Origin of the sequence: Streptomyces sp. CNQ085, assembly GCF_022614595.1 — a bacterium.
In the GTDB taxonomy this organism is placed as follows: domain Bacteria; phylum Actinomycetota; class Actinomycetes; order Streptomycetales; family Streptomycetaceae; genus Streptomyces.
Genome location: NZ_JAJFAU010000148.1, coordinates 1 through 12,308 on the forward strand (window position 1 = coordinate 1; position 12,308 = coordinate 12,308).

Below are 12,308 nucleotides of genomic sequence, written 5' to 3' on the forward strand. Positions count from 1 at the left end.
CATCGGCATCGACGCCCGGCTGCTGGACTACACCGAGCACACCATGAGCGAGGGCGCCTCCGCGCGGGCCGCCTCGTACATCGAGTGCGCCATCGACGGCAAGGTGCTGTGGGGCATCGGCATCGACCCCAACACCACCCGCGCCTCCCTGAGGGCGATCGTCTCCGCCGTCAACCGCGCCTTCCGCTGACGGCCCGCCCTCCGCGGCGTGCTCCGCCCGTCTCCACGAGGTCACCGCAGAGCTCCGGGTGTCCTCGGCGCCCCATGCTTTCGCAAAGGTTTCCGCCCGGCACGCGGGGACCGCGGGACCCCTTCCGACCTGCGTGTACGCTCCCCGGCCCGGCCCGCAGGGGCCGAAGGGGGAAGGAACCGGTGCCTTCCGGGGTACTGACGGCACCTCATCGATGTGGTTAACATCACGCCCACGCGGCAATGGTGGCGCAGGAGCGTGACGGAGGTACGGCAGTGGTGCACCCCCGGGGCCGGGACGGCCGGAGACTGCGGCTGGCGGGCGTCCGCACGGCCTGGCACACGGTCGACGACGGTGAGTTCTTCTGTCCCTCCTGCGGCGGCGACCGCAACTACAGGCGCCGCACCGGGCGCCGCCGCCTGGTGGTGCTCGGTCTTCCCGTGCTACCGCGCGGCGAGGCCGGGCCCGTCCTGGAGTGCGCCTCCTGCGAGGGGCACTTCGGCACCGACACCCTCGACCACCCCACCACCATCCAGCTGGGCGCCATGCTCCGCGACGCCGTGCACGCCGTCGCGCTGGCGGTGCTGACGGTGGGCGGCTACGAGGCGCGGTCGGCCCGGGAGACGGCTGTGGAGGGCGTGCGGGCGGCCGGCTTCACCGGCTGCTCCGAGGAGCAGCTGGTCGCCCTGCTCGCGGCGGTGGGAGCCGAGGGGGTCACCATGGAGATAGAACTGCACGAGGCCCTGGCCCCGCTCGCTCCTCACCTGGCCGGTCCCGGCCGCGAGAGCCTGCTGCTGCTGGGCGCCCGTATCGCGCTCGCCGACGGCCCGTACACCCCCGGCGAGCGCAGGACGCTGGGCCTGGTCGGGCGGACCCTGCGGCTGTGCGGGGAGGAGACCGACCGGCTGCTGGACGCCGCCCGCACCACTCCTTCCTGACGCTTCCCGGCCCCGCCCGGCCCACCCGTCCCCCGGCCGGGGGACGGGTGGGGGACAATGGGGGAATGAGCCTGTTCCGCGACGACGGCGTGGTCCTGCGCACCCAGAAGCTGGGCGAGGCCGACCGCATCATCACGCTGCTCACGCGCGGGCACGGACGGGTGCGGGCCGTGGCGCGGGGCGTGCGGCGCACCAAGTCGAAGTTCGGGGCGCGGCTGGAGCCGTTCTCCCACGCCGACATCCAGTTCTTCGCGCGCGGCAGCGATCTGGTCGGCCGCGGTCTGCCGCTGTGCACCCAGACCGAGACCATCGCGCCCTACGGGCGGAACATCGTCATCGACTACGCCCGCTACACCGCCGGGACGGCCATGCTGGAGACGGCCGAGCGGTTCACCGACCACGAGGGCGAGCCCAACGTCCAGCAGTACCTGCTGCTGATCGGTGGCCTGCGCACCCTCGCCGCCGGCGAGCACGCCCCGGCGCTGGTGCTGGACGCCTTCCTGCTGCGCTCCCTGGCAGTGGGCGGCTACGCGCCCAGTTTCGAGGCGTGCGCCCAGTGCGGGATGCCCGGCCCCAACCGGTTCTTCTCCGTCGCCGCCGGCGGGGTGGTGTGCGCCGACTGCCGCCGGCCGGGCAGCGTCGTGCCGTCCCCCGAGGCGCTACGGCTGCTGGGCGCGCTGCTGACGGGCGACTGGGCGACGGCCGACGCGGCCGAGGCCCGGCACGTGCGCGAGGGCAGCGGACTGGTGTCGGGGTATCTGCACTGGCACCTGGAGCGGGGCCTGCGCTCCCTGCGCTACGTCGAGAAGACCTGAGGGAGCGGACCGGTTACGCTCCCGGTATCCCTTCACCGTCCTCACCCAGGGCGCGGCCTTCCCGGCTCCCGCCCGACTGGAGATGAACCGCATGGCACGGCGCGGAATGCTGTCCCGGCAGCGTCGCGAGTACCTCACCCCCGAACCGCACCCCTCCGGCGCGCGCCCGCCGAGCATCCCCGCCGACCTGGTGCCCAGGCACGTGGCGGTCGTGATGGACGGCAACGGGCGCTGGGCCAAGCAGCGCGGGCTGCCGCGCACCGAGGGGCACAAGGTCGGCGAGGGCGTCGTGATGGACGTACTCAAGGGCTGCCTGGAGATGGGCGTGAGGAACCTCTCCCTGTACGCCTTCTCCACCGAGAACTGGAAGCGGTCCCCCGAGGAGGTCCGTTTCCTGATGAACTTCAACCGCGACGTCATCCGCCGCCGCCGCGACGAGATGGACGCGCTCGGCGTCCGCGTACGCTGGGTCGGCCGGATGCCCAAGCTGTGGAAGTCGGTCGTCCAGGAGCTCCAGGTGGCGCAGGAGCAGACGAAGGACAACGACGCCATGACGCTGTACTTCTGCGTCAACTACGGCGGCCGGGCCGAGATCGCCGACGCGGTGGCGGCCATCGCGGCGGATGTGCGGGCCGGGCGGCTGGACCCGTCGAAGGTGAACGAGAAGACGGTGGCGAAGTACCTGTACTACCCGGACATGCCGGACGTGGACCTCTTCGTGCGGCCCTCGGGCGAGCAGCGCACCTCCAACTACCTGATATGGCAGAGCGCGTACGCCGAGATGGTCTTCCAGGACGTGCTGTGGCCTGACTTCGACCGCCGCAACCTGTGGGACGCGTGCCTGGAGTACGCCCGCCGCGACCGCCGCTTCGGCGGCGCCGAGCCCGTCGAGACCTCCCCGCAGGCCGCCCCCGCGCGGCCGGAGGGGACCGTACCGCCGCAGGCCTGACGCCCGGGCGCGCACACAGCGCGGCGGCGCACTCGCCGCAGGTGCCGAAGATCTCGATGGTGTGCGCCACGTCCACGAAGCCGTGTTCCGCGGCGATGGAATCGGCCCACTTCTCCACCGCGGGCCCCTCCACCTCCACGGCCTTGCCGCAGTTGCGGCAGACCAGATGGTGGTGATGGTCGTCGGTGCTGCACCGGCGGTAGACGGCCTCGCCCTCGTCGGTGCGCAGCACGTCCACCTCGCCGGCGTCGGCGAGCGACTGGAGCGTGCGGTAGACGGTGGTCAGACCGACGGAGTCGCCTCGGTGCTTGAGCATGTCGTGCAGCTCCTGGGCGCTGCGGAACTCGTCGACCTCGCCGAGCGCCGCCGCCACAGCGGCGCGCTGCCGGGTCGACCGGCCGCGTACGGGGGGACCTGCGGTCGCCACCATTGCCTCCTAGAGTCGGCGCTACCTCGCGTAGCTGATCGGCCATTGTGCCAGGCGCGGCGGGCGCCGCCGGGCGCGCTCCGCACCGGTGGCTTCATCGGCCGCGCCGTACGCCGACTGCCACCGGTCACCGCACGACCGTAACGCCTTCCGTCGTCTTCCGGCCCGCCCCCTCCCGGTCTTCCGCCCACTCGTCCGGTCCGGGCCCCTCCTCGTCCCGCGCCCGCGCCCTCAGCCGCGCGCGGTTCAGCAGCGGGGCCGCGGCGGACAGCAGGGCGAACAGCACGATGGCCAGCAGCACGATGGTGGCGCCGGGGGGCACGTCGGCGTAGTACGAGGTGGCGGTTCCGGACACGGAGACCAGCACACCCATGCCCACCGCGAGCCCCATGGTGGTGGCGAAGCCGCGCGTGACCTGCTGGGCCGCGGCCACCGGGATCACCATCAGGGCGCTCACCAGCAGCAGCCCCACCACCCGCATGGCCACGGTCACGGTGACGGCGGCGGTGACGGCCAGCAGCAGGTTGAGCAGCCGCACCGGCAGCCCGCTGACCCGGGCGAACTCCTCGTCCTGACAGACGGCGAACAGCTGCCGCCGCAGTCCGAAGGAGACCGCCAGGGCGAGGACGGACAGCACCACGATGGCGGTGACGTCCTCGGGGGAGACGGTCATGACCGAGCCGAAGAGCGGGGAGAGGAGATCGGCCGTGGTGCCGCCCGGCGCCAGATTGATGATCAGGACGCCGCCCGCCATGCCGCCGTAGAACAGCATCGCCAGGGCCACGTCGCCGCGTGTTCTGCCGTACCAGCGGATCAGCTCCATCGCGACCGAGCCGAGCGAGGCGACCACCACGGCCGTCCACACCGGGCTGGTGCTCAGCAGGAAGCCCAGCGCCACACCGGTGAGGGCCACGTGCCCGATCCCGTCGCCCATGATCGCCTGGCGGCGCTGGACGAGGTAGATGCCGATGGCTGGGGCCGCGACGCCGACCAGCAGCGCGGCGAGCAGCGCGCGCTGCATGAAGGCGGGCTGGAGGAGCTCGGTCATGTCAGCAGTCCGGTCCGGATCGGTTCGGCCAGGGAGTCGGCGTGCGGGTGGCATGCCTGGTCGTGGAGGTGCGCGGTGCCCTCCACACGCTCCACGCGGCCGTCGTGCAGGACGACCGCGCGGTCGATCAGCGGGGCCAGCGGACCGAGCTCGTGCAGCACCAGCAGGACGGAGGCGCCCGCGCCGGTCTGCTCGCGCAGCGCTTCGGCCAGGACGCCCTGGCTGAGCAGGTCCACACCGGCCAGCGGTTCGTCCATGACCAGCAGCTCGGGCTCGCCGGCCAGCGCGCGGGCGATCAGTACGCGCTGGTGCTGGCCGCCGGAGAGCGCGTTCACCGAGTCCCGCGCCCGGTCGGCCAGCCCGACCAGCTCCAGGGCCCGCCGCACCGCCGCCCGGTCGCCGCGTCCCAGCGGCCCCAGCCGCCTGCGGGCCAGCCGCCCGGAGGCGACCACCTCGCGCACGGTCGCGGGCACGCCGGCCGCCGCGGTGGAGCGCTGCGGTACGTAGCCCACGCGGTGCCAGTCGCGGAAGCGGCGCAGCGGGGTGCCGAACAGCTCCAGCTCGCCGCCCGAGGCGGGCACCTGGCCGACGGCGGCCCGCACCGTCGTGGACTTGCCCGAGCCGTTCGCGCCGAGCAGGGCGACGACCTCGCCCCGTCCCACGGCCAGGTCGATGCCGCGCAGCACCGTCCGCGCCCCGAGTGAGGCGGTCACGCCCCGCAGGGACAGCACCGGGGGCGCCGCCGCCGGTGCCGTCGCGTCCGCCCCGGCCCTCGCCGTGGTGGTGTGATCCTCCGTCATGGCCGGCCTCCTCACCGGGCGCCGAGCGCCTGCCGCAGGGTCTGGAGATTGGCCCGCATGATCTCGAAGTAGTCGTCGCCCGGGGAGGCGTCGGTGACCCCCTCGACGGGGTCGAGGACGGCGGTGCGCAGCCCGAGGTCGTCGGCGAGGGTCTTCGCGGTGCGCTCGCCGGCCGCCGCCTCGAAGAAGACGGTGTCGACGTCGTCCTCCTCGGCCACCCGGTGCAGTTGCCTCATCCTCGCGCCGCTGGGCTCGGACTCGGGGTCGAGACCGGCTATGGACTCCTCGTGGAGACCGTAGCGGTCGGCGAGATAGCCGAAGGCCGCGTGGGCGGTGATGAAGGTGTCGGTCCTGCGGTTCTCCAGGCCCTCGCGGAAGTCCGCGTCCAGGCCCTCCAGCTTGCCCGCCAGCGCGTCGGCGTTCTTCCGGTAGTCGTCGGCGTGGCCCGGGTCCGCCTTCGCCAGTGCCTCGCCGATGCCCTCGGCGACCTCGGCGTACTTCACCGGGTCGAGCCAGACATGCGGGTCGACGGCTCCCTCGCCGCCGTGGTCGTGGCCCTCGTGACCCTCTTCCTCTTCCTCTTCCTCGTGGCCGGAGCCGTGTTCGTCGCCGTGCTCCTCCCCGTGGCCGGAACCGCGCTCCACCGGCTCGGTGTAGGAGGTCGCCTCGGCGACGTTCTCCACGCCGGACAGTTCGATCGCCTTGTCCACGGCAGGCTGGAACCCCTTGAGGTAGACGACGAGGTCCGCCTCGCCCAGCTCGGCGGTCTGCCGCGGGCTCAGCTCCAGGTCGTGCGGCTCGACGCCGGGCTCCACCAGGGAGCTGACCGAGACGTGCTCCCCGCCTATCTCCTCGGCGAGGAACTGCATCGGGTAGAACGAGGCGACGATGTCCACCCCGCCGCCCGTGTCCTCCTGTGTGCCTTCCGCCTCGCCCGCACCGCAGGCGGTCAGGCCGAACATGCCCAGAGCGGCTGCTCCGGCCAGTGCGGTACGGGAGGCGGCGCGGCGGCGGGGGCGGGGTATGAGAGGGCGGCTTCGAGCGTTCATGACACTCATTTTCACCCTAGTTGGAAATGATTGTCAAATGAGATGGGGGTCGCGGTGAACGGGGCCGACCGGGTTTCCGGCATCTTCCGTCCGAACCCCGAACCGATTTGATCCCGCCCCCGTCATCGCCGGTAACCTGAGGCATTCCGTCGTCTGTACCGAAGAGAGCACCGTGGCCGCCGACAAGATCGACACCATCGTCAGCCTCAGCAAGCGCCGTGGCTTCGTCTATCCCTGCAGCGAGATCTACGGGGGGCAGAGGGCCGCCTGGGACTACGGTCCGCTGGGCGTGGAGCTGAAGGAGAACATCAAGCGCCAGTGGTGGCGCCACATGGTCACCTCGCGCGACGAGGTGGTCGGAATCGACTCGTCGGTCATCCTCGCCTCCGAGGTCTGGGTCGCCTCCGGCCACGTGGCCACCTTCACCGACCCGCTGACCGAGTGCACCTCGTGCCACAAGCGGTTCCGGGCCGACCACCTGGAGGAGGCGTACGAGGCCAAGCACGGCCGCCTCCCCGCTGCCGGCCTGTCGGACGTCAACTGTCCCCACTGCGGCGTCAAGGGCCAGTTCACCGAGCCCAAGCAGTTCTCCGGCCTGCTGTCCACGCACCTGGGCCCGACCCAGGACTCCGGCTCGGTCGCCTACCTGCGCCCCGAGACCGCGCAGGGCATCTTCACCAACTTCGCCCAGGTGCAGCAGACCTCGCGCCGCAAGCCGCCGTTCGGCATCGCGCAGATGGGCAAGTCCTTCCGGAACGAGATCACCCCGGGCAACTTCATCTTCCGCACCCGCGAGTTCGAGCAGATGGAGATGGAGTTCTTCGTCAAGCCGGGCGAGGACGAGAAGTGGCACGAGTACTGGATGGAGCAGCGCTGGAACTGGTACACCGGGCTGGGCCTGCGCGAGGAGAACATGCGCTGGTACGAGCACCCGGCGGAGAAGCTCTCCCACTACTCCAAGCGCACCGCCGACATCGAGTACCGCTTCCGGTTCGGCGGCGGCGAGTGGGGTGAGCTGGAGGGCGTGGCCAACCGCACCGACTACGACCTGAACTCGCACTCCAAGGCATCCGGCCAGGACCTGTCGTACTTCGACCAGGAGGCCGGCGAGCGCTGGACGCCGTACGTCATCGAGCCCGCGGCCGGTGTCGGCCGTACGATGCTGGCCTTCATGCTGGACGCCTACACCGAGGACGAGGCGCCCAACGCCAAGGGCAAGATGGAGAAGCGCGTCGTGATGCGCCTCGACCCGCGCCTGTCGCCGGTCAAGGCCGCCGTCCTGCCGCTGTCGCGCAACCCGCAGCTCTCCCCGAAGGCCAAGGGCCTGGCGGACACACTGCGCAAGCACTGGAACATCGAGTTCGACGACGCCGGCGCCATCGGCCGCCGCTACCGCCGTCAGGACGAGATCGGCACGCCGTTCTGCGTCACCGTCGACTTCGACACTCTCGACGACAACGCCGTGACGGTGCGCGAGCGCGACACCATGAAGCAGGAGCGCGTCTCGCTCGACCAGATCGAGTCCTATCTCGCGGCCCGGCTGATCGGCTGCTGAGTCCGCTCACGGCGCCGACCCGCCGACGGAGGCCTCCGTACCCGGCACCGGGGGCGGAGGCCTCCGCACGTCCTCACCACCCCGGAAGGCGGGGCGGCCGTGAAGCCGACCCGGCGGCCTCCTGCTTGCCGGGATCCGGAAACCGGCCGCCGCCGAACACTGCCCCACTCGATCCTGGCACCGCGGCGCGCCGCCGCCCAGAATCGGCCGGGCACACACGGACGGGATCCGGAGGGCGAAAAGGGGGACGGATGCTGACGACGGGCACGGTGACCACGGGCACGGTCAGCGGTTGCGGACAGGACGGGCGCATCCACGAGGTGAGGATCACCCGTGAGCTGCGTCCGCGCCGCGGTGCGGGGGAGGGCCGCCACCTCGTATGCGGTACTTGCGACCGCCGCTTCACGGCCCGCGGTCTCGCACGAGCCGAGGCCGCGCACCATCTGGCCGAGCACGGCGCGCGGGGCGGCGGCGGGCAGCGGCTCAGCCCCGCGCCCTGGATCCTCGGGCTGATCGGGCTGGCCGGTTTCCTCACCGTCTTCACCCCCGCCTTCCTGGGGCACTGACCGGGACGGGGCGCGGGGGACCGGTCCGGATGGGGGACAATGGAGGATCGCCCCCGCCATCGAGCGACGACGAGGATGCCCTCTCCCATGTCACAGCAGCTCGCCATCGGTCCGCACACGGTCCGGCCGCCCGTGGTCCTCGCGCCCATGGCCGGGATCACCAACGCGCCGTTCCGGACGCTGTGCCGCGAGTACAGCGGCGGTCAGGGGCTGTTCGTCAGCGAGATGATCACCACCCGGGCGCTGGTCGAGCGGGACGCCAAGACCATGCGGCTCGTCCACTTCGCCGAGACCGAGAAGCCGCGCTCCATCCAGCTCTACGGTGTGGACCCGGCGACCGTCGGCAAGGCCGTCCGCATGATCGCCGACGAGGACATGGCCGACCACATCGACCTCAACTTCGGCTGCCCGGTGCCCAAGGTGACCCGTAAGGGCGGAGGATCGGCGCTGCCATACAAGCGGAACCTGCTGCGGGCCATCCTGCGCGAGGCCGTCACCGGCGCCGGCGGGCTGCCGGTGACCATGAAGATGCGCAAGGGCATCGACGACGACCACCTCACCTATCTGGACGCCGGGCGCATCGCCGTGGAGGAGGGCGTCACCGCCGTCGCCCTGCACGGTCGCACAGCCGCCCAGCACTACGGCGGCACCGCCGACTGGAGCGCCGTCGCCGCCCTGAGGGAGGCCGTGCCCGAGATCCCGGTACTGGGCAACGGCGACATCTGGTCGGCCGACGACGCGGTGCGGATGATGCGCGAGACCGGCTGCGACGGCGTCGTGGTCGGGCGCGGCTGTCTGGGCCGGCCGTGGCTCTTCGGCGATCTGGTTGCCGCCTGCGAGGGCAGGCCGGAGCGGGCCGAGCCCACTCTGGGCGAGGTCGCCGCGGTGATGCTGCGGCACGCCCGGCTGCTGGGGGAGTGGCTGGAGGACGAGGCGCGCGGGGTGATCGACTTCCGCAAGCACGTCGCCTGGTACACCAAGGGCTTCTCGGTCGGCTCCGAGATGCGCCGGAAGCTGGCCGTCGCGTCCTCGCTCGCCGAGCTGGAGGAGCTGCTGGGCGGGCTCGACCCGGACCAGCCGTGGCCGAAGGGCGCGGACGGCCCGCGCGGGCGTACCTCCGGACGTGACCGGGTGGCACTGCCCGATGGCTGGCTGGACGACCCGTACGACCGCGCGGGCGCCGCGGCCGGGGCCGAGCTGGACACCTCCGGCGGCTGATGAGGGGCGGCTGAGGGCGGCTGGACCGCTCCCGGGCCCCGCTCAGTCCGTCGCCGTGCCGCTGCGCACCGTCGCCGCGACGCGCATCCCGGTGCGTACCGCCGCGCGGTCCGCGGACCGGCCGCCGCCGCGGGAGAGCAGGTCCAGGGCGAGGGCCGCCGTCCAGCTGAACTCCCGGGCGCCCCGGCCCGTCCCGGTGTGCGGGTCGACGTACTCGGCGAAGCCGGACGCCGCGGCCGAGGCCAGCACCGCGACGCGAAGGGAGTCGGCCCGGGTGGTGTGCCCGTACTGCCGCAGGCCCCGCTCCACCAGCCAGTTGACGTTGAACCAGGCAGGCCCCCGCCAGTAGCGGCACGGGTCGAAGGCGTGGCCCTTCAGGTCGTAGCTGGGCACCAGGCGGACGGTGTCGCCCAGCCCGAAGTGCTCGCCGCCGACCGTGCGCAGCAGCGTGCGGACGATTCGCCGCGACAGGCCGGGGACGGCCAGCGGCACCACTCCGGCGGCGCTGCGCTCCCGGATCGGCTCGCCGCGGTGCCCGGCGCGCACGTCGCGGCACAGGAACATGCCGCTCTCCTCGTCCCACAGACGGTCCACCAGGGCGGCGGTCAGCCGCGCGGCCCGTTCGCGGTGCCCGCCGGGGTCGTACTCCGGGCCCTGGACCCCGACCTCCGCGGCGATCCGCGCCAGGGCGTGCTCGGAGGTGATCAGCAGGGCGTTGACGCCGGGATCCTCCACCGCGAAGGGGTGCGGGGCGTCGGCGTCCCGGTAGCCGTGGTCGCGGTAGTCGGCCGCCAGCCGCACGTACCGGCCGTAGTCCAGGTCGGTGGGACGGTCGGCGGCCGGGCCGTGGTCGAGGTCGCGGCGGCGGAAGGAGCAGGGGTCGGCCGGCTCGACGCGCGACAGGGGGGCGTCCCAGGCCGGGCTGTTGTCCATGCCCGGCTCCCACGGGTGGACGGCCGACACCAGCCCGTGCCCGCCCAGGTCGCGGTGGGTGGTCAGATAGCGGTGCCAGGCGACCAGTCGGGGGTAAAGGTGTCTGAGGAAGCCGCGCCGCCGCGAGGTCGCCGGGTCGGCGCGGTGCACCAGCCAGGCGGCGAGCGCGTGGACGGGCGGCTGCACGATTCCCGAGGTCTCGGTGTGCCCGGGTGCTCCGGCCCCGGCTCCGGCGGTCGAGGAGCGCCAGAAGTCCGGGCTGGGGAAGTACGCGCCGAGCGGCACGGACGGGTTGAAGACGATGTGCGGGACGCGGCCGTCGCCCCACTGGGCGGCCATCAGCGTCTCCAGCTCGCGCTGGGCGCGCGGCGCCGACAGGTGGCGCAGACCGATCGCGACGAACGCGGAATCCCAGCTCCACTGGTGCGGGTACAGGCCGCGCGAGGGAACGGTGGAGGCGCCCGTCCAGTTGCGCAGCAGCACCTGGCGAGCGGCCTGGCGCAGCTCGGCGGCGGTGACGCCGACGGGCGGCCGCTGGGCGGGGATGAAGGGCCGGGTCGTGGTGAGGGGGATCGGGACGGGCTTCATCGGACCGCCGAATCCGCGCCGGAGCGGACGGTGGGGTCCGATGCGGAGTCCGGTGGAGGACCCGGTACGCGGGGCCGCGGACCCCCGGCCGCGAGCCGCGGCCGCCTCCCCGGGGCGCCGGCCCGGGGGAGGGGCGGGGGCATGGGGATGTCGGTGGACTGGGCGACGCGCTCCACGAGAACTCCGGTGTCCGTACGACTCCTAGGTTACGCCTCCATAAGCCTAGGGTTCTGTCTTGTGAAAAGGCAGAAGTGAGGCTGTGAGACCCGACACAGGCCAGGCACGGGGAAAAGGCCCCCAGCAGGTACGGCCGGCGACCGGAAACGGGCTGAGCAGGGCGTTCGGCGGGGGTGGGACGGCGGCGGCCGGGGGGTGTGGAGAAGATGACCGTATGACCGGGAATCAATCCAGCGCGGGACATCTGCTGCGACTGGTACGCAGCGGGCGGGCGACCACCCGCGGCGAACTCCAGCGCGCCACCGGACTGTCCCGATCCACCGTCGGCCACCGTCTCGACCAGTTGTTCGGGGCGGGCTGGATCCGCGACGGCGCCACCGTGCCCGCGGGCGGCCCGGCGGGCGGGCGTCCGTCGAGCCGCCTGGAGTTCGACGGCTCGCACGCCGTGGTCCTCGCCGTGGATGTGGAGACCCGGCACGGGCTGGCCGCCGTACTGGACCTCAACGGCAGGGTACTGGCCGAGCACACCGGGCCGCTGAACATCGAGGACGGCCCGGAGAACGTGATCGACCGGGTGGCGAGGTGGTTCCCGCCGCTGCTGGAGAGGGCGGGGGCGGCGCCGGAGGACGTCTGCGGCATCGGGGTGTCGGTGCCGGGGCCCGTGGAGCGGGAGTCGGGCCAGGTGGTCCAGCCGCCGATCATGCCGGGCTGGGACCGCTACCCGATCCCGGAGCGGATGCGGCGGGCGTATCTGCGGCGCACCGGTGCCGGCGGCGAGGGCCCCGTGGTGCTGGTGGAGAACGACGCCAACCTCATGGCGTACGCCGAGCAGCGCACCGGCTGGCGTGACTGCGGCGCCTTCCTGCTGGTCAAGGTCTCCACCGGGATCGGCGCGGGGCTGGTGGTGGACGGCGAGATGTACCGCGGCATCGACGGCGGCGCGGGGGACATCGGGCACATCAGGCTGCACGACCGGCCCGACGCGCTGTGCGTGTGCGGCTCGTACGGCTGCCTGGCGGCGGTCGCCAGCGGCCGGGCGCCGCTCACCGTCAGGC

The 12,308-nt window shown here is 72.8% G+C and carries 12 protein-coding genes and 1 pseudogene; 8 read left to right on the top strand and 5 right to left on the bottom strand.

Going from position 1 to position 12,308, the window contains the following annotated elements:
- The 4 genes from LJ221_RS20260 to LJ221_RS20275 form a co-directional block, all read left to right on the top strand.
- Positions 1-190, top strand: a 190-nt coding sequence (locus LJ221_RS20260; RefSeq protein WP_302852044.1) for an alpha-isopropylmalate synthase regulatory domain-containing protein, incomplete at its 5' end; no start/stop codon positions are given.
- Between the two features lie 242 nt (positions 191-432).
- Positions 433-1,128 (top strand): TerB family tellurite resistance protein, encoded by a 696-nt coding sequence (locus tag LJ221_RS20265; RefSeq protein ID WP_247720264.1) that lies wholly within the window; start codon positions 433-435, stop codon positions 1,126-1,128.
- Positions 1,129-1,193: 65 nt separating this feature from the next.
- Complete coding sequence (gene recO, locus LJ221_RS20270; protein WP_241718157.1) at positions 1,194-1,943, top strand: DNA repair protein RecO; 750 nt, start codon at positions 1,194-1,196, stop codon at positions 1,941-1,943.
- Between the two features lie 91 nt (positions 1,944-2,034).
- A complete protein-coding gene (locus LJ221_RS20275) occupies positions 2,035-2,892 on the top strand; it encodes an isoprenyl transferase (protein ID WP_241718158.1) in 858 nt (285 codons plus the stop codon).
- 22 nt (positions 2,893-2,914) lie between these two features.
- Here LJ221_RS20275 and LJ221_RS20280 read toward each other — a convergent pair.
- The 4 genes and pseudogenes from LJ221_RS20280 to LJ221_RS20295 all read right to left on the bottom strand — a co-directional run.
- Positions 2,915-3,319: pseudogene (locus LJ221_RS20280) on the bottom strand (Fur family transcriptional regulator); the annotation flags it as partial.
- A gap of 127 nt (positions 3,320-3,446) precedes the next feature.
- Positions 3,447-4,367: a metal ABC transporter permease gene (locus tag LJ221_RS20285; protein WP_241718159.1), complete on the bottom strand. Its 921-nt coding sequence runs from the start codon at positions 4,365-4,367 to the stop codon at positions 3,447-3,449.
- The gene (locus LJ221_RS20290; RefSeq protein ID WP_241718160.1) at positions 4,364-5,167 is read right to left on the bottom strand and encodes a metal ABC transporter ATP-binding protein; all 804 of its coding nucleotides are present in this window, start codon (positions 5,165-5,167) and stop codon (positions 4,364-4,366) included. The genes LJ221_RS20285 and LJ221_RS20290 overlap by 4 nt, the downstream gene beginning before the upstream one ends.
- 11 nt (positions 5,168-5,178) lie before the next feature.
- Positions 5,179-6,225 carry a metal ABC transporter substrate-binding protein gene (locus LJ221_RS20295; RefSeq protein ID WP_374228517.1) on the bottom strand — a complete coding sequence of 349 codons (1,047 nt, stop codon included), beginning with the start codon at positions 6,223-6,225 and terminating at the stop codon, positions 5,179-5,181.
- 163 nt (positions 6,226-6,388) lie between these two features.
- On the opposite strand from LJ221_RS20295, the gene LJ221_RS20300 reads away from it, so the two are divergent.
- From LJ221_RS20300 to dusB, 3 genes are all read left to right on the top strand, one after another.
- On the top strand, positions 6,389-7,771 hold the full coding sequence (locus tag LJ221_RS20300) for a glycine--tRNA ligase (protein ID WP_241718161.1): 1,383 nt from the start codon (positions 6,389-6,391) through the stop codon (positions 7,769-7,771).
- A 251-nt stretch (positions 7,772-8,022) separates the two neighbouring features.
- The gene (locus tag LJ221_RS20305) at positions 8,023-8,337 is read left to right on the top strand and encodes a hypothetical protein (RefSeq protein ID WP_241718162.1); all 315 of its coding nucleotides are present in this window, start codon (positions 8,023-8,025) and stop codon (positions 8,335-8,337) included.
- A 75-nt stretch (positions 8,338-8,412) separates the two neighbouring features.
- A complete protein-coding gene (gene dusB, locus LJ221_RS20310; RefSeq protein WP_374228518.1) occupies positions 8,413-9,555 on the top strand; it encodes a tRNA dihydrouridine synthase DusB in 1,143 nt (380 codons plus the stop codon).
- Between the two features lie 42 nt (positions 9,556-9,597).
- Here the strand turns inward: dusB and LJ221_RS20315 are convergent, their stop codons facing one another.
- Entirely contained in the window at positions 9,598-11,076 is a 1,479-nt protein-coding gene (locus tag LJ221_RS20315) for a trehalase family glycosidase (RefSeq protein ID WP_241718164.1), read from the bottom strand.
- 391 nt (positions 11,077-11,467) lie between these two features.
- Here LJ221_RS20315 and LJ221_RS20320 point away from each other — a divergent pair.
- The coding region (locus LJ221_RS20320; protein WP_241718165.1) for an ROK family transcriptional regulator at positions 11,468-12,308 on the top strand (841 nt) is incomplete at its 3' end.

What these genes read in the sequence shown, in the direction of transcription:
- LJ221_RS20315 (WP_241718164.1), bottom strand. Translation starts at nt 11,076, where the DNA reads ATGAAGCCCGTCCCGATCCCCCTCACCACGACCCGGCCCTTCATCCCC.
- LJ221_RS20285 (WP_241718159.1), bottom strand. Translation starts at nt 4,367, where the DNA reads ATGACCGAGCTCCTCCAGCCCGCCTTCATGCAGCGCGCGCTGCTCGCC.
- LJ221_RS20295 (WP_374228517.1), bottom strand. Translation starts at nt 6,225, where the DNA reads ATGAGTGTCATGAACGCTCGAAGCCGCCCTCTCATACCCCGCCCCCGC.
- dusB (WP_374228518.1), top strand. Translation starts at nt 8,413, where the DNA reads ATGCCCTCTCCCATGTCACAGCAGCTCGCCATCGGTCCGCACACGGTC.
- LJ221_RS20290 (WP_241718160.1), bottom strand. Translation starts at nt 5,167, where the DNA reads ATGACGGAGGATCACACCACCACGGCGAGGGCCGGGGCGGACGCGACG.
- recO (WP_241718157.1), top strand. Translation starts at nt 1,194, where the DNA reads ATGAGCCTGTTCCGCGACGACGGCGTGGTCCTGCGCACCCAGAAGCTG.
- LJ221_RS20275 (WP_241718158.1), top strand. Translation starts at nt 2,035, where the DNA reads ATGGCACGGCGCGGAATGCTGTCCCGGCAGCGTCGCGAGTACCTCACC.
- LJ221_RS20305 (WP_241718162.1), top strand. Translation starts at nt 8,023, where the DNA reads ATGCTGACGACGGGCACGGTGACCACGGGCACGGTCAGCGGTTGCGGA.
- LJ221_RS20265 (WP_247720264.1), top strand. Translation starts at nt 433, where the DNA reads ATGGTGGCGCAGGAGCGTGACGGAGGTACGGCAGTGGTGCACCCCCGG.